Source organism: Paenibacillus aurantius, assembly GCF_032268605.1.
GTDB classification, from domain to species: domain Bacteria; phylum Bacillota; class Bacilli; order Paenibacillales; family NBRC-103111; genus Paenibacillus_AO; species Paenibacillus_AO aurantius.
Genome location: NZ_CP130318.1, coordinates 2,775,410 through 2,791,790 on the forward strand (window position 1 = coordinate 2,775,410; position 16,381 = coordinate 2,791,790).

A 16,381-nucleotide genomic window follows, 5' to 3' on the forward strand; every position below is an offset into this window, starting at 1 on the left:
TTGTGAAAGGAAGAGGGGATATGGTAAAATGATCGGGAATCCAGGAGACAAGGAGAGTGAACGGAAGTGGCTTATTTCGCAGCGTTTTTGGCAATGCAGAATCCGGAAAGAAACCAGGAGCTCCGGCCTCAGCATTTGCAGTATTTGAAGGATCGGGAAGAGGAGGGAAAGCTTTTCGGGTGCGGTCCCTTTGCGGATGGGAGCGGCGGGCTCGTCATCTACAAGGCGGATTCTTACGAGGAAGCAAAAGAAATAGCAGAGAAGGATCCTTATGTGACGGAGGGGGTCCGGCGGCTCGAGCTGCGGGAATGGAAATTTACCCAAACGGTCCAGTTGTAAGGAAGGATACATAATAAATATTATGTAAACTTATTTCCTATTCTGTAATCGGACAACCAACCTGTGGCTAGGAAAGCATAGGGAATCCTTTTCCCATTCGAACTCATTTCTCATTTGAATTTGGCCTCCATTCGGAGGCTTTTTTATTTCTTAAGATTTTCTTAACCTGCTGCTTTCCTCATCTTTATTCGCCCCGTTGAATATAGTAGGCAGGAACCCTCTTTTTTCAGGTGAAGCCTGTCCTTTAATGGACACTAAAGGCATGGGAAAGACTGCATCGTTCCAACCCAAAACCCTTCACCTGGCACTCTCCTTAAAAAATTTGGAGAAACATAGCAGGAAAATCCCGGCCCGTTAAGAATATATTATTAATTCCGTAAAATATGGAGGGGGACTTGGAGTGGCTACCTTGCCGAAAATCAACGAACTTGGCTTTTTTGAAATCAGGCTTGAATCCATCGGTGGCCTGGGCGCCAACCTGGCCGGTAAAATGCTTGCGGAAGCAGGCGTAGTCGGTGCGGGCTTCGACGGCGTAAGCTTCTCTTCTTATGGCTCGGAGAAGAAAGGGTCTGCCGTTAAAGCGCATATCCGGTTTTGCGACCCCCGGACCAATATCCGGGACACTTCCCCAGTCGAACGGCCTCATGTGGTAGGAATTTTTCACGAGGCTCTGTACAAGACGGTTAACGTCATCAGCGGGATCTACGAAGACAGTCTCGTTCTCGTTAACTCGTCGAAGTCACCGGAGGAGCTTAAGGACCGGATGAAGATGCGCGGGGGAACGATTGCCGTTGTAGATGCGATAGGAATCGCATTGGAGGAGAAGAACCGGGTAAACATGGCGATGCTCGGGGCGCTTTTCCGGCTCTGTGATTTCCTGGATCCGGAAATCATGAAAGGGGTTATCCGCAAATCGCTGGAGAAGAAATATCCTCAGGCGGTTGCACCGGCCCTTCGTACCTTCGACCGCGGTTATCAAGAAGTAAAGTTCCAGACCTTCCCTCTTCCGGCAGGGGAGGAAATGCCCGCCTTCATCCGGCAGGATACGCCCGTTCTGGGCTATGCGACACAGCCGCTTGGCGGTTTGATCACGAACCCCGGCAACAGCATTCTCAAAAATTTAAGCATCTCCCGTGCGGGCATGATGCCGGACTTCCATGAAGACAAGTGCATTCATTGTGCAGCTTGCGATACGGTATGCCCGGATTTCTGCTTCGTCTGGGAGGAGCAGCCGGACAAGAAGGGCCGTCCGCAAATGTTCCTGCAGGGAGTCGACTATCAGTACTGCAAAGGCTGTCTCAAATGTGTTCAGGCTTGTCCGACCGAAGCGTTGTCGAGCGAAAGGGAAGAGGACGGCTACGCGGATTCGAAACGCGTGCCTCACCGCTTCGATCTGGCGGCAAACCATTAATGATCCCGGGTTAAGGAGGAATCGACATTGGCTATAGATGTTAAGAAGGTGCTGGGCGAAGCCAAGATAGAACAGCGGATTGTATATGAGTCCGGCAATGAAATGGCGGCTTATGCTGCCCATCAAATCAACTATCATATTATGGGATACTTCCCGATCTCTCCCTCCACAGAGGTAGCCCAGTTCCTCGATCTTATGAAGGCGAACGGGCAGCATGACATCAAGCTGATTCCCGCAGACGGCGAGCATGGCTCCGCCGGAGTCTGCTATGGAGCGTCCACGGCCGGAGGAAGGGTATTCAACGCCACCAGCGCAAACGGTTACTTGTACATGCTGGAGCAAATGCCCGTTCAATCCGGTACCCGTTTCCCCATGGTCATGAACCTCGTCTGCCGCTCGGTTTCCGGTCCGCTGGACATTCACGGAGACCACTCGGACTTGTACTATGCGCTTAACACCGGATGGCCGATTCTGATGTGCCGGGATCCGCAGGCCGTCTACGATATGAACATCATGGCGATCAAGCTGGCCGAGGATCCGGAGGTTCGGCTGCCGGTGCTTGTCGCATCGGACGGCTATTTCACCTCCCACCAGAAGCGGAAGGTGCAGACCTTCGCCCACCGGAAGGATGTTCATGCCTTTATCGGCGAGAAGCCGCCGCTCGGTTATCCCGATACGCTCGACCGGAACAATCCGATCACCGTCGGCCCGTACATGAACGAGCCGGACTATATCAACAACTGCTACCAGCAGTCCGTCGCCATGTACAAGGCGGAGGAAGTATATGACCGCATCCGCCAAGAATATGCCGATCTGACAGGCCGCGATTATCCGATCCTCGACCTGTACCGGATGGAGGATGCCGAAGTGGCGGTGTTCCTGATGAACTCCTCGTCGGAGATCATCAAGGACGTGGTCGACCAGCTGCGGGAGCAGGGCATCAAGGCGGGGTCGATCGCCCCGAACATGATTCGTCCGTTCCCCCAGAAGGCGATCGCCGAAGCGCTTCGCAACGTCAAAGCGGTTACGGTCGGTGACCGGGCCGATTCCTACGGCGGGCACGGCGGCAACATGGTCAACGAGATCAAAGCGGCGCTGTTCACCCACGGCAACTCGACCACCATGGTCATCAGCCGCATTTATGGTCTGGGCGGCAAGGATTTCTATGCCGAGGACGGGCATAACCTGTTCCGCTTCGCCATCGAAGCGGTGGAGAAGGGGACCGTGGAGGTGCCGTTCGATTATTACGGGCATACCCCCGGAGACCCGGAAAAAGCACCGAAGCGTGTGCTAAATCCGATGAAATACGAGGATTTGAAGTCAGGCTTGATTACGGTGACCCCGGATGCCAATACCGGCAAAATCAACGTGCGCATTCCGCCTCTCCGGTCCTTGACGAAGAAGCCGAAGCGGATTGCTCCCGGACATGGAGCCTGCCCGGGCTGCGGCATTTTCTCGGGTCTCGAGCTATTCTTTAAAGGAATCGAAGGAGACATTGTGGCCCTCTTCCATACGGGCTGCGCGATGGTGGTGACCACCGGGTATCCGTATTCCGCGCACAAAGCGACGTATATCCATAACTTGTTCCAGAACGGAGCCGCCACCCTGTCCGGTGTCGTCGAAATGTTCTGGGAGCGCAAGCGCAGAGGCGAGCTGGATCATCTTAACCTGCCGGACGATTTTACGTTCGTGATGATTACCGGTGACGGAGGGATGGACATCGGGATGGGACCTGCCATCGGTGCGGCCCTGCGGAACCACAAGATGATCATCCTCGAATACGATAACGAAGGCTATATGAATACGGGGGCCCAGCTGTCCTACTCGACGCCGATGGGGCACCGCACCTCGACCTCGAATATCGGGTCCAAGCAGGGAGGTAAGGTGTTTCACCACAAGGACACCGCTCAAATCATGGCCGCGACTCACATTCCTTATGTGTTCACCGGCTCGGAGGCTTTCCCTCAGGACCTGGTCAAGAAAGCGGCCAAGGCCCAATGGTACGCCCAGAACGAGGGCATGGTCTACGGCAAAATTCTGATCGCCTGTCCGCTTAACTGGCTGTCTGAAGACCAGGACGGCTCGAACATTGTCGGGGCGGCGGTCGATTCCTGCTTCTTCCCTCTATATGAGGTGGAGCACGGGGTGACGACACTCACTTACAACCCGGAGGATAAGAACAAGAAGGTTCCGCTCTCCGATTGGCTTAAGACGATGGGCAAGACCAAGCACCTGACTAAACCGGAATATGAGGAATCCTACAAATCGTTTGAGACCGAAGTGGAGCGCCGCTGGAACATGCTGAAGGCGAAGCACGAGAATCCGTACCTCTAATGGTAATCGGTTGGTGGTAAGTCCGATAAGCGGCTAAGCCGCAGTGAGGAGCAGAAGGCTCTTGTCCGTTAAGGACAGGGCCTTCTGTTGTTCCAATCAAGGGAAAGGAGAGAGCGAATATGCCGTACATCCTTAGACAGCGCGAGACCGGACAGGTCTATTCCTGCATGCTGGTTAACGCCTACCGGCTTCCTTACTATGGAACCAAGTTTTGGGAAACCGAGGAGGCAGCGGAGAACGAAGCACCTGACTTTCTGCGTGACCAAGGACAACCGGAGGAAGCATGGGTCCTGACGGAAGTGGACGAAAGCCGTCTAAAGCTGTTCAACGTCAAGCTAAGGAACAATGCGGATTGGATGGTCTTCTACGAAGAAGGAAAGGGAATCACAGCCGAGAAACGGCCGGGTCGTTAAAGAATCCGCTGCTCTAATCAGTCCCTAGTCAAATGACAAAGTCAAGCTCGGGGATCGGTTGGAACCCTTTTATCCCTTCCAAGGGCGGGGAATAGAGGTGGACGCTGACCGCCGGGCTGTCGGAGGGATTGCTCAACGCATGAATTTGGGAATAGGGGGCAAACAGCCACTGGCCCTCCGTCACCACCTGGTTTTCCTCCGGCTCGGCAAAGCCATATGCCCCTACCTTGTAGACGGTATTGAGGATGGTCCCTTGAAGGACACAGGCGCATCCAATGGCATCGCCGTGGTTGTGGATGGCCGTCTTTACGTGCGGGGGAAAATGAAGAACGACAGCCTCCACATCCTTCGACCGGAAAATGACCCGCCTCCCGTAAGGAAGCCGATCCGGCTCCGTCACATAGGGGGATGTCTGCTCCGGGGTGAGGTCCAAAGAGCTTAGTGCTTGCCGAAGCTCTTCCAGGGTGGGGTGGCACAAGCTAGCGAGTTTATTTTCCGCTTGCTGAATCAAATTCATAGGAAATCCTCCTGTTTGCAGGTGAGATATAACCTGAATCGGCAAATTCCATAAGAAATGCTTATAAATGACCGACAGCTGGTTACCTTACCATATGTCCCGATAGGGGGACGGGTGACTCGTTTGCGCATTTGCATGTTAGGTTTGTTTTGGTTCAGATATTGTTAAACCTTCCCGATCGGGCTATAATCAGGATGAAAATATATCCATTTTTACTAGTCTATTACGCTTTGCAGCCTGATTAAAGGGAAGGAAACCATGAGAGAGAAAAACAGGTTTACCGCAAGTATGGGTATGGTTGGGATTCTATCCATCCTGACGGGAGTCTATCATTTGTTTCAGGTGACGGATTGGCCCGTCTTTTTGATTTTGCTGCTTTTCGTCATTCTCGTCGATTTCATCCCGACCAAAATGCCAAGCGGCCATTTGTACAGCTTCGCCACTATTCCCATCCTGTATATGGACCTTAAGGTTGCCGCCGGTACAGGGGTCACGGTGATTCTCGTCAGTACGGCTGCCATTTATTTTATTAAGGCGAAATCCTTCAACGCGGTTAACGCGTACAAATTTCTCGCGACCAACGGGATGTACCTCATCAGCTATTTGAGCTCGGTGCTTGTGATGAAAGGCTTGGCGGAGCTGCCGGTAATCGTCATGATCAGTGCGGGTATTGTCGTTTATGAAACGGTTAATTTGTTTCTATTGGGCTGCATCCTCCAATCCGTCAACCGGATCTCCGTCCGTCATACCCTCTGGAGCAACCGTTTGAACCTGATCGTTTCCTGCCTGATTTGCTCACTGGTCCTGTACCGGCTGTTCCTCCAGCCAAGCCATTACGACTTGCTGATGGAAATGCTCTATGCCTCTCTCTTTATGGTCATTATCAATCTGTTCTCTGCGGCTTACAGCAAGCAGCTCTTCGCCATGGAGGAGAGCAACCAGCGGTACCGCTCCCTGTTCGATTATCATCCCGACCTGGTATGCACGCTTGACCGCAAGGGTAATTTTGTTAGTGCGAATCCTATGTTTGAGAAGCTTCTAGGCTATACCCCCGAGGAGTTTATGAAGCTTAACCTGAGCCTTATGTATGATCGGCCCGGAAGCGATTATATCCGGGAAGCTTACGAAAGGGTGATGACCGGAAAGCCTCAAGAGTTCACCATGATGGCGAAGCACAAGAACGGGGACAGCCGGGAATTGTTCGTATCCAGTTCCCCCATCGTTGTGGATCATGCGGTGGTAGGCGTGTATGCCATCGCCAAGGATATTACCGAGAATAAGGAGTACGAGCGCATCATTTACCGGATGGCCTATTACGATGCGGTAACGGGGCTTCCGAACCGGACCTTGTTCAAGGAGCGGCTGCAGCAGGCGATCCAGGAATCGGCCGCGGCCGGCAGGGCCGCGGGGGTTCTCTTTCTCGATATGGATCAGTTCAAAACCATCAACGATACGCTCGGCCATTATACCGGCGACCTCCTGCTTGTCGAAGTCGCCCGGCGTTTGGAGGCCAGCCTCCCGGCCCCGTCCACGGTCTCCCGCCTCGGCGGTGATGAATTTACCGTAATCCTTCCTCTGTTGGAGAGACCGGAAGACAGTGTGAGGGCGGCCGAAACGATTTTGGAAGCCTTTACGAACCCGTTTACCGTTGGCGAACACGAGCTGTTTCTTACTCCGAGCATTGGAATCAGCCTGTACCCCGACGATGGACAGGATGTGGATTCCTTGATCAAAATGGCCGATGCCTCCATGTACAAAGTGAAGGAAAACGGGGGCAATCATTATGAGCTGTACACGACGGCCTTAAAGGAAGCCAACGAGGAACGATTGACCTTACATACCAACTTGCGGCGGGCGCTGGAGCGGAAGGAATTCTACCTGGAATACCAGCCCAAGCTGAATTTGAAAACGGGTGAGGTCTACGGAATGGAGGCTCTCCTCCGCTGGGAAAACGAAGAGCTGGGGAAAGTCTCTCCCGACCGGTTCATCCCGGTAGCTGAAGACAGCAAGCAGATTCTGCCCATAGGGGAATGGGTACTGCGGGAAGCCTGCACCCGGAACCGCCGCTGGCAGGATTCGGGCATGACGCCGCTTACGGTCTCGGTCAATATCTCCACGATCCAGTTCCAGCAGGGGGATTTCGTCCGGACGGTGGACCGCATCCTGAAGGAAACGGGCTTGGCTCCCGAGTGGCTCGAGCTGGAAATCACCGAGAGTCTGCTGCTCCGCAGCTCCAAGAAGAACATGGACCTTCTTTATGATTTGAAGGCACTCGGCATCAGCTTGTCGATCGACGATTTTGGCATCGGGTATTCGTCATTAAGTTACTTGAACCATTTTCCTATCGATTATTTGAAGATCGACCGTTCTTTCATCAGCCAAATTCATTCGGAATCCAAGGATGAGAATATTATCAAGACCATTATCCGGCTGGCCCACAACCTGAACATGAAGGTGGTGGCCGAAGGGGTGGAAACGGCCGAACAGCTGGCCTTCCTCTCCCGCCTTTCCTGCGACGGAATCCAAGGGTACCTGCTGAGCCGCCCGCTTCCGGCTGAGGAGATCATGAAGAGGGCTTGGCTGGAAACGGCCGGGAATTGGCAGGAGGTTTGGAAGAAGACCGCCGTCCCCGAAGGAGCCTAGACCAGAGTCCCGCGCCGAGCGGGGCTTTTTGCTTCGGGAAAGAATCCCAACGAGGGTTGCGCCGGCAGGGAAATCTGGATAAAGTAGAGGTCTGAACTCAATTATTGGTGAGGAGCGGTGCGGGTTTGGATTTTACGGTGGATTATTTGTCTTTTTTCGTCATTCAGCTGGAAGGGGTCGATGGCCAGTCTTCCAAGCACTATAAGCACTACCAGACGCTTGACCGGGACGACTATGAAGACAGCGAGATCAAAGGGTTCCTGGATGCCGAGCTGAAGCGAACCGCCAAGCGGAAGGTGGAGAAGCACCCGAGCACCGAGCAGGCGCCGACGAAGATCGGCCGGTTCATTGTGGAGCCCGGGCATGACCTGACCAGCAACCCCAATTACAACCTGTTTATGCGGCTGGCGTCGGCGGGCAACAAGGAAAGCTTTCTGGATTTTTGCGATGAGCTGGTGCGCGATTACCTGGAAACGAGCGCGGTGCGGGGGGGAGCCCTGATTATTGTCCGGGCTAGGCTGACGAAATATTTCGATGAGCCGTTTCTTTTTGTGCTGAAATGTGATTTTGAGAGCAACATCGTAAGGATTACGGATGAAAGAAGCCTGATCGGGCAGGTGGAAATGGCCATCAATGCCCGGAACATCAAATCGATTCAATATCCTCACATGCCGGAGGAAGGAATGAGAGAGGAATGGGAGCTGAAGATCCATCAGTCCTCCCACGCTCGGTACTTTGAGGACTTTCTGAAGTTCGTGTATTACGAGAAATCCATGCCGGAGATCGTAACGGATCAGGTGATGGGCATGGTGCAGGAATATATCGAACAGAAATGGCAGGAGCCGGAGCACGAGGAGCGCAAGAAGGTAGAGCAGGACATTGAGCTGTGGGCGGCGAGCGAGAAGAGGGAGCTCCAGGAGAAGTGGGACCATGGGCAGGTCCGGGAAGCCGCAGCCCGCATGATCGAATACCAGCCCGAGCTCGAAATGAAGTTCAAGGTGAACGACATTATGGTGAGAGCCAAGCTGGCCGACTATGGGGACAAGCTTCATATTTCCAAGCTGAACGGCCGGTATGTGGTTCTCATCGAAGGAGATTCCCTGCTCTTTGACAAAGGCTTCTCCCCGGTCGAGCTGCTGGAGCCGGAGGACCTTCACCAGGTGATCGACCGGGTGCAGACCAAGAGCTGGAATGGGGAAGAAGAGGACGCCGGGCAGCCGGCGACCCCGGAGACGGCGGAGGACGATGCGCCCCCTTGGTAAGAGAAATGAACGTGCAAAAAGAGCAGGCGGATTGTAGCGCCTGCTCTTTTTTTGCTGTTATTGCGGGTTGTTCTGCTTCGGGATCCGGTTCAGGCTGGGTGGATACTCGGCCGCTTTGCTTGCAGACAAGGTCTCCTGAGACGGGGGCTCCTGGATGACCTTGTTGATTTGGTGAGCGGGGGCTTTCTTCTCCTTCGGTGCCATCTGTCCTTCACCTCCCCGGTTAGTTTATCTTGAACCTCCCGCGTTCATCCGTTGAAGCGGTACCTTGGGCCTAGTGATGGGATTCTTCTCCCTGTATAATATAGTAAGGACAGGCGAAACCGGGAAAGCTAGGCGGGATGGTTTCGGTTTGGCCGGACGGCGTCTACCATAGGAGAGGCAGGAAACAGATCATGATAATCGGTGTACCGAAAGAGATTAAACCGGATGAGAACCGGGCGGCGTTAACCCCCGCTTCGGCCTATACGTTAATCGGGAGGGGCCACCAAGTCTTTATTGAGAAAAAAGCGGGGGCGGGCAGCGGCTTCTCCGACGAGGAATACCAAAAGGCGGGATGCATGCTGCTCGATTCGGCGGAGGAAGTCTGGAGCCGCGCGGATATGGTGATGAAGGTGAAGGAGCCCATTCCGGCCGAGTACCCCCGGTTCCGCAAAGGACTCCTCCTGTTCACGTATCTTCATCTTGCTGCGGATCGCGCGCTGACGGAAGCGTTGGTGGAGAGCGGGGTAACCGGTATCGCTTACGAGACGGTACAAGCCTCTAACGGCGCTCTCCCTCTGCTTACCCCGATGAGTGAGGTAGCGGGCCGCATGTCGGTACAGGCCGGAGCCCATTATTTGCAGAAGGCCTATGGAGGCAAAGGCGTTCTCTTAGGAGGCGTTCCGGGCGTGCTGCCGGCCAAGGTCGTCATTCTGGGGGGCGGGGTGGTAGGCACCAATGCCGCCAAGATGGCGATGGGGCTCGGGGCCGACGTGACGATCTTGGACCGAAGCCTTGACCGTCTGCGGCAGCTCGATGATCAGTTCGGGGCCAGGCTGCAGACCTTGTACTCTAATCCCTACAATGTGCATGAGGCGGCAAGGGCGGCCGATCTCCTCATCGGAGCCGTTCTGATCCCGGGGGCGAAAGCTCCACGGCTGGTCACCGAAGAAACGGTCCGGCAGATGACGGCGGGATCGGTGATCGTGGACGTGGCTGTGGACCAAGGGGGCTCCATCGAGACCATTGACCGGGTGACCACTCACAGCCATCCGGTGTATGAAGTTCACGGAGTTCTTCATTATGCGGTCGGCAATATGCCGGGAGCCGTACCCCGCACCTCCACGCTTGCCTTGAACAATGCCACCCTTCCTTATGCCATGGAGCTGGCGGATAAAGGGCTGAAAGCGGCCGCGCAAGGAGCATTGGCAACCGGAGTAAACGTGCATGACGGGAAGATTACCTACAAGGCCGTAGCGGACGCCCATCAGATGGCTTACTCGGCTTGGCCGGCATCCTGACCGTAATTCACGAGTACATTTACAATTTTCTGAAGCCGTATGTATTCATTATTCTCGAGCTGGTGGCTGAAATAAGCGTACAGGTAAGCGGCATCGGGGAAGACGAGCCCCGGGTAGCAAACGACCTCCTTCACGGCGTGGGGATTATCGATGATGATCTGCCATTCCCCGTCCCGCTCGTATGGAGGTATGCGCTTCAAGACCTCCCGCTTGGCCTCCACTTCTTTCTCCAGCTCGTCCCAAACCACCTGCCAGGAAGGACTAACGCTGCCGGGATCGGGAAGCAGCCTTCTTGCTGTGGCGACAAGCGTTAGCAGGGAGTCTGCCTCTTCGTCCATAAACGTCTTGATCTTGAGCTTAAACCCTTCCAGCAGGGCATGAAAGCCCGAATACCCTCCGCGGGTCACGATCTCCTGGAACACCAGGAGGTCTTCTTCCGTTTGGGCCTTCTCCAGCAGATGCAGAGGCTCGTTCTTCATGGGCGGCGATTCTCCTTTAGCGGATGATTGCATATAATTTAACACAATCGGTAAGAGTTTTAAAGAAGCCGGCGGGGGCCTTCCGAGAGAAGAAGGGACCCGGCCTCCCAGAGTAAGAAAGGGAAAGAACGGGGAACGTAAAGGGTACGCCGATGGCGGAAACGAAGAAGGAAGGGAGACCGGCCGTGACCTTTATTAAAGAGCTGTTCCGTCACATTAAGGAAGACGAGCCCTTCGGCATGGCGGCTCAATGCGCCTATTATTTCCTGCTATCGTTCTTTCCTTTCCTGCTTTTTCTCGTCAGCTTGCTCGGCTACCTGCCCGTTACGACGCAAAGTGTTCTTGAGCTGGCCCGCCAGTATATCCCGAAAGGAGTCGAACCGGGTGTCCGGGAGCAGCTTCAGCATATTTTTGAGGTTCGGCGCGGCGGCGCTCTTTCCTTCGGAATCTTATTTACACTGGTTTCCTCCAGCACCGCTCTTAATGCTATTGTTCTAAATGTTAACAAAGCCTATGGGCTTCCGGCGCGCAAGAGCTTCATTCATTCCCAGCTGCTTGCGATTGGGTTAACCATGGCCCTTCTCCTGGTTGTCGTCTTCGTACTCCTCTTCAGTGTTTTCGGACAAACCATAGGAGACTGGCTTTTTCAATGGCATTTCCTCTCAGGAGATCAAGTATCGCTTTGGAACGGTCTGCGCTGGGTAGTAGCCTTTGTCGTCCTGTTCCTGGTGTTTACGGGAGTATATTTCGTCGCCCCCAACACTTGCTTGACGTGCAAGGATGTGCTGCCCGGGGCGCTGTTTGCCGCTCTCGGATGGCAGGTCGCATCTTTTGGATTCTCCTTCTACGTGAGCCATTGGGGGCGCTACAATGTCACCTATGGAAGCTTGGCGGGGATCATCGTGCTCTTGGTCTGGTTCTACATAAGCGCTCTTCTTATCCTGATCGGAGGAGAAATCAACGCTATCACTTATGGAAGGCGGAAGAATGCCTAGGACGGGCCATACCCGGGAGCGGCCAAGTAAGGTAAACTAAAGGGAAAGGCCTATTTTGGGGGAGTGGCGGTTGACCTACAAGCAAATCAAATGGATGATTCTGATCGTACCCACGATCGTTCTCGGCTTGTTCGAGTATGCGCGGCATAACCTGTTCATGAAATACATTTCGATGGGACTCGGCAACTGGCTGGCCCCCGTCATTCTGCTGGCAGTCCTGCTCGTCCTGATGCGGATCCTGTTCAAGCTGCTGGAGGGTACACAAGAGGAGCTGAACAAAGAACGGAGCGTTAAAGCGGCCTTGGAGGAGAGAGAACGTTTGGCCAGGGAGCTTCACGACGGGATCGCCCAGTCTCTTTTCCTCTTATCGGTCAAAATGGACCGGCTGGAGCATGAAGGAGAGGAAGGACAAGGGAAAAGGTATGGGGAACTTCGCCAGACGGTTCACCAGGTCAATGAGTATGTCCGGCAGGCGATCTCCAATCTCCGCTTCCCTCCCCAATCGGAGGCTTATCCTTGGAGGCAGTCCATCGAGCAGCTTCTGACGGGCCTGGAGGAGTCGGCGGGGATCCGGACCTCGCTGGACTGGACCTTGGACGAGGAAGGCCTTACTCCGAAGGAGAAGGTGGAGCTGTATGCTTTTGTCCGCGAAGCGCTGATCAATGTTCAGAAGCATGCCCAGGCGGACAGCGTTCAGGTTACGGCCGCGGGTCGGAAGGAGAGCTGGGTGTGCACCGTCCGGGATGATGGAAAAGGCTTCAAAGCGGAGGCGCCCGCAGCTCCGGAGCGTTATGGCCTTCGAATTCTTAAGGAACGGGCGGCCGAGATGGGATGGAAGCTGGAGATCGTTTCTTCCCCGGCCGGTACAAGCCTGACCCTGGAGAAAGGAGGGAAGAGATGACAGCGGAATATCGGGTGCTGCTCGTAGACGACAATGCGTTTGCCCGGCAGGGGATGGCCGAAATTTTGAGCATGGACCCCATCTTTAAGGTGGTGGCCGAGGGCGCAGACGGAAGAGAGGCTTTGGAGCTCACGGAGAAATGGATGCCGGACCTCATTCTGATGGATATTAACATGCCGGAGCTCGATGGGCTGGAGGCGACGAAGAGGATCAAGGACCGGTACCCCTATGTTAAGATTGTCATGGTGACCGTATCCGACGACATCACCGATCTCTTCGAAGCGTTAAAGAAAGGGGCGCAGGGCTATCTTCTCAAAAACCTTCGTCCGACGGCATGGCATGAATATTTACGGGCGATCGCAACCGATGAGGTCCCGATGTCCCGGGAGCTCGCTCTGCAGTTCTTAAGAGAATTTACGCTGCGGGAAAGAAGCCAGCCGAAGAAGCTCCCCTTGACGGCACGGGAGCAGGAGATTCTGGAGCTCGTCGCCAAGGGCCTGTCCAACCGGGAAATTTCCGAGAGGCTTATCATTTCCGAGCATACGGTCAAAAATCACTTGAAGAACCTGCTTCAGAAGCTGCATCTGGAGAACCGGGTTCAATTAACCCGGTTCGCTTTTGAACAAGGATTATTCTAGACTTACGAACGGCCGGCCCGCTTCCTTGGGCCGGCTTTTTTTAATTCTAAAATGGATACCAATTGTAAGAAAATGGATTTGAATTTTCGGGGAAAAGGTCTATAATAGATCGAAGGTTAATATTTTAGTACTAATATATTCAATACTTAAATAATTTGCGAAAGGAGGAATTGTTACGGATAACGCTCAAGAGAAATTCACGGAGGTCTTTCTCTCTGTTAAGGAGATTAACGGAGCCCTCCACCACCTGCTGCGCAGCATTGCCGAGGAGGCGGGACTGACCCCTCTGCAGTTGAGTATCCTGGGGGCCATCTCGCGCGGCCACGATTTGAAGGTTACGGATGTGGCCGACAAGGTTTGCATGTCCGGAAGTGCCGTCAGCATAGCGAGTGATCAGCTGGTTCAGATGGGACTTGTTGAAAGAACACGGCACCGGGATGACCGGCGGATCGTCGGCCTTACGCTGACGGAGGAAGGGACGCGGAAGCTGGGCAGCATTCACCATGGCGATTCGCTGTACAGTGACTGCTTGTCCAAGCTGCAAGGATTCTCTGCAGACGAAGTAACGCAAATGCTCGATACACACAAAAAACTAATGAAAATTTTTAAACAAGGAGCGTAACGCCTTTATGAACACCACCAAAGTCTTAATGATTAACATCGTGGTCCTGCTGCTTTTAATTGCTGGCGGGTTCACCGGATATTATTACTACAACCAGTCCACTTTATATCTGAAAACCAAAAACGCACAGGTAGCCGGCCAGCAGATGACCATCGCCGCACCGGCCGCCGGCCATCTGAAAGATTGGAAAGGCAAGTCGGGGACGGCTCTGAAAGCCGGAGAAACCGTTGGCGACGTGGAAACGGCCGGAGCGCAAGGCACGGCTCAGGTTAACGTAACCATTCCGCAGGACGGAACGATCGTCCAGAACATGGCGGTGGACAACCAGATGGTGGCACCGGGGACGCCCCTTGCTTACGCTTACGACCTTAAGAATCTGTGGGTAACGGCGAACATCAGTGAAACGGATCTCGAAGACGTCAAGGTCGGCCAAACGGTCGATGTATATGTGGATGCTTATCCTAACATCACGTTCAACGGTACCGTGGAGCAGATCGGCATGACGACGGCGGGAACGTTCTCTCTGCTGCCCCAGTCGAACAGCAATGCGAACTATACGAAGGTGACTCAGGTCATTCCGGTAAAAATTACTCTGAACAACAGCCAGGCCGCGGGATTGGCACCAGGCATGAGCGCTGAAGTCCGCATCCATAAGTGAGGGGGAGGACTTTATGGCAGAATCTAAATCGTTAGTTGTTTATGACGCCGTTCCGGTGAAGGAAGAACCTGTTCATCGCGGCGTTCTCCTTTTTGTCCTGGTTCTGGGGGCGTTTATTGCCATCCTGAATCAGACGCTGCTTAATGTGGCGATTCCGCATCTCATGAACGACTTCAATGTATCGTCCTCCACCATCCAGTGGTTGTCGACGGCGTACATGCTCGTGAACGGGATCGTCATCCCGATCTCGGCCTATCTGATCGGGACCTTTACGACCCGGCAGCTTTTTCTTGGCGCTATGATTTCCTTTACGGTCGGGAGCCTGATCTGCGGAGTGGCGCCTACTTTCTCCGTCATGCTGATCGGCCGGATCGTTCAGGGGCTCGGAGCCGGTATTATCATGCCTCTTATGATGACCGTCATCCTTAACATCTTCCCTCCGGAAACCCGGGGGCGTTCCATGGGGATGATCGGGATCGCGATGTTCTTTGCTCCGGCGGTAGGGCCGACGCTTTCCGGATGGATTATCGAGCATTGGTCTTGGAGAATTCTGTTCTACGTAGCCATGCCGCTCGCCATCGCCGATATCATTCTGGCGTACTTCCTGCTGAAAAATGTAACGAAGAAGACAAATCCTCTTTTTGATTTCTGGGGATTCCTGACTTCGACCGTCGGTCTCGGCTTTCTGCTGTACGGCTGCAGTGAGGCAGGAAGCAAAGGCTGGGGGGACGCGATCGTGGACGTATCCCTGATCATCGGAGCCATCGCTCTCGTGCTGTTCATTATCCGGGAGCTGACGACTCCTAATCCGATGCTGAACCTCCGGGTCTTCAAATTCGGTATTTTCACCACAAGCGTCATTGTCAGCTGTATCGTCAACATGGCTATGTTCGGGGCGACTATTCTCGTTCCTATCTATGTTCAGAACATCCGGGGTTTCTCCGCGATGGATTCCGGTCTGCTGATGCTGCCGGGAGCTCTTCTGATGGGGGTCATGTCGCCAGTAACAGGCGCCTTGATGGACAAAGTGGGAGCACGGCCGCTCGCCATCATCGGATTAACCATTACGGCCGTTACGACTTGGGAGCTGTCGAAGCTTGGCCCGGATACGACCTATCATTCCCTCATGCTGCTCTATACGCTGCGCATGTTTGGAATGTCGTTCATTGCGATGACGATTATGACTGCCGGACTCAACCAAATTCCAAGGGAGCTCGTGAGCCACGCAACCGCGGCCTCCAACACGGCCCGTCAGGTAGCGGCTTCTCTTGGAACGGCGCTTCTCGTTACCGTCATGTCCAACCGTTCGACGTTCCATCTGGGGGAATTCTCGAACACGATGACCTCGACCAACCCGAACCTGGTGGATATCGTCCAGAAGCTCGGGGCGGGCTTCGCAGCCAAACTGGGCATTCCGGCGGACGCCTCTCAAGGAGTCGTCTCCCAGATGCTGTACGGGCTTGCGGTTAAGCAATCCACGATTATGGGGATCAACGATGCCTTTGTCGTGGCGACCGTTCTTACGGTTATCGCGCTCGTCTGCTCCTTTTTCCTGAAAAGAGTGAAGCTGGACAAAGCACCTGCCGTCAAAACGGAGCTTGTCCCCGTTCCGAGGGAACAGCAGAGGACGATTGTCGTCAAGCAGGGATAATCCCATCCAATTAACA

General features: G+C 54.2%; 16 protein-coding genes. 13 read left to right on the plus strand and 3 right to left on the minus strand.

Features of this window, described 5'->3' with window-relative positions; translation table 11 throughout:
* Window positions 1-66: 66 nt before the first annotated feature.
* The 4 genes from MJA45_RS12590 to MJA45_RS12605 all read left to right on the plus strand — a co-directional run bounded on the left by MJA45_RS12590 (window position 67) and on the right by MJA45_RS12605 (window position 4,497).
* Window positions 67-339: a YciI family protein gene (locus MJA45_RS12590; RefSeq protein ID WP_315607592.1), complete on the plus strand. Its 273-nt coding sequence runs from the start codon at window positions 67-69 to the stop codon at window positions 337-339.
* A 400-nt stretch (window positions 340-739) separates the two neighbouring features.
* Entirely contained in the window at window positions 740-1,750 is a 1,011-nt protein-coding gene (locus MJA45_RS12595; protein ID WP_315607593.1) for a 2-oxoacid:acceptor oxidoreductase family protein, read from the plus strand.
* Between the two features lie 27 nt (window positions 1,751-1,777).
* Entirely contained in the window at window positions 1,778-4,084 is a 2,307-nt protein-coding gene (locus MJA45_RS12600) for a thiamine pyrophosphate-dependent enzyme (protein WP_315607594.1), read from the plus strand.
* A gap of 119 nt (window positions 4,085-4,203) precedes the next feature.
* The gene (locus MJA45_RS12605) at window positions 4,204-4,497 is read left to right on the plus strand and encodes a hypothetical protein (protein ID WP_315607595.1); all 294 of its coding nucleotides are present in this window, start codon (window positions 4,204-4,206) and stop codon (window positions 4,495-4,497) included.
* A 28-nt stretch (window positions 4,498-4,525) separates the two neighbouring features.
* On the opposite strand, the gene MJA45_RS12610 is transcribed toward MJA45_RS12605, so the two are convergent.
* Window positions 4,526-5,014 (minus strand): cysteine dioxygenase, encoded by a 489-nt coding sequence (locus MJA45_RS12610; RefSeq protein ID WP_315607596.1) that lies wholly within the window; start codon window positions 5,012-5,014, stop codon window positions 4,526-4,528.
* A 288-nt stretch (window positions 5,015-5,302) separates the two neighbouring features.
* Here MJA45_RS12610 and MJA45_RS12615 point away from each other — a divergent pair, with 288 nt between their 5' ends.
* Together MJA45_RS12615 and MJA45_RS12620 are read left to right on the plus strand one after the other, a co-directional pair.
* Window positions 5,303-7,657, plus strand: coding sequence for a sensor domain-containing protein (locus tag MJA45_RS12615; RefSeq protein ID WP_315607597.1), 2,355 nt, complete (start codon window positions 5,303-5,305; stop codon window positions 7,655-7,657).
* Window positions 7,658-7,782: 125 nt separating this feature from the next.
* A complete protein-coding gene (locus MJA45_RS12620; protein WP_315607598.1) occupies window positions 7,783-8,919 on the plus strand; it encodes a DUF3900 domain-containing protein in 1,137 nt (378 codons plus the stop codon).
* Between the two features lie 57 nt (window positions 8,920-8,976).
* Here the strand turns inward: MJA45_RS12620 and MJA45_RS12625 are convergent, their stop codons facing one another.
* Window positions 8,977-9,123 carry a hypothetical protein gene (locus MJA45_RS12625; RefSeq protein WP_315607599.1) on the minus strand — a complete coding sequence of 49 codons (147 nt, stop codon included), beginning with the start codon at window positions 9,121-9,123 and terminating at the stop codon, window positions 8,977-8,979.
* Window positions 9,124-9,314: 191 nt separating this feature from the next.
* On the opposite strand from MJA45_RS12625, the gene ald reads away from it, so the two are divergent.
* Window positions 9,315-10,421, plus strand: coding sequence for an alanine dehydrogenase (ald, locus tag MJA45_RS12630; protein ID WP_315607600.1), 1,107 nt, complete (start codon window positions 9,315-9,317; stop codon window positions 10,419-10,421).
* Here the strand turns inward: ald and MJA45_RS12635 are convergent.
* Window positions 10,397-10,900, minus strand: coding sequence for a hypothetical protein (locus MJA45_RS12635; protein ID WP_315607601.1), 504 nt, complete (start codon window positions 10,898-10,900; stop codon window positions 10,397-10,399). The two genes, ald and MJA45_RS12635, sit on opposite strands and share 25 nt — an antisense overlap.
* 185 nt (window positions 10,901-11,085) lie before the next feature.
* On the opposite strand from MJA45_RS12635, the gene MJA45_RS12640 reads away from it, so the two are divergent.
* The 6 genes from MJA45_RS12640 (at window position 11,086) to MJA45_RS12665 (ending at window position 16,365) form a co-directional block, all read left to right on the plus strand.
* Window positions 11,086-11,895 (plus strand): YihY/virulence factor BrkB family protein, encoded by an 810-nt coding sequence (locus MJA45_RS12640; RefSeq protein WP_315607602.1) that lies wholly within the window; start codon window positions 11,086-11,088, stop codon window positions 11,893-11,895.
* A 70-nt stretch (window positions 11,896-11,965) separates the two neighbouring features.
* Window positions 11,966-12,796, plus strand: a complete 831-nt coding sequence (locus tag MJA45_RS12645) for a sensor histidine kinase (RefSeq protein WP_315607603.1) — start codon at window positions 11,966-11,968, stop codon at window positions 12,794-12,796.
* Entirely contained in the window at window positions 12,793-13,434 is a 642-nt protein-coding gene (locus MJA45_RS12650) for a response regulator (protein ID WP_315607604.1), read from the plus strand. Before MJA45_RS12645 ends, MJA45_RS12650 begins: the two co-directional genes overlap by 4 nt.
* 259 nt (window positions 13,435-13,693) lie before the next feature.
* Window positions 13,694-14,056, plus strand: a complete 363-nt coding sequence (locus MJA45_RS12655) for a MarR family winged helix-turn-helix transcriptional regulator (RefSeq protein ID WP_407083157.1) — start codon at window positions 13,694-13,696, stop codon at window positions 14,054-14,056.
* A 7-nt stretch (window positions 14,057-14,063) separates the two neighbouring features.
* On the plus strand, window positions 14,064-14,714 hold the full coding sequence (locus MJA45_RS12660; protein ID WP_315607606.1) for an efflux RND transporter periplasmic adaptor subunit: 651 nt from the start codon (window positions 14,064-14,066) through the stop codon (window positions 14,712-14,714).
* Window positions 14,715-14,727: 13 nt separating this feature from the next.
* A complete protein-coding gene (locus MJA45_RS12665; RefSeq protein WP_315607607.1) occupies window positions 14,728-16,365 on the plus strand; it encodes a DHA2 family efflux MFS transporter permease subunit in 1,638 nt (545 codons plus the stop codon).
* Window positions 16,366-16,381: the final 16 nt, after the last annotated feature.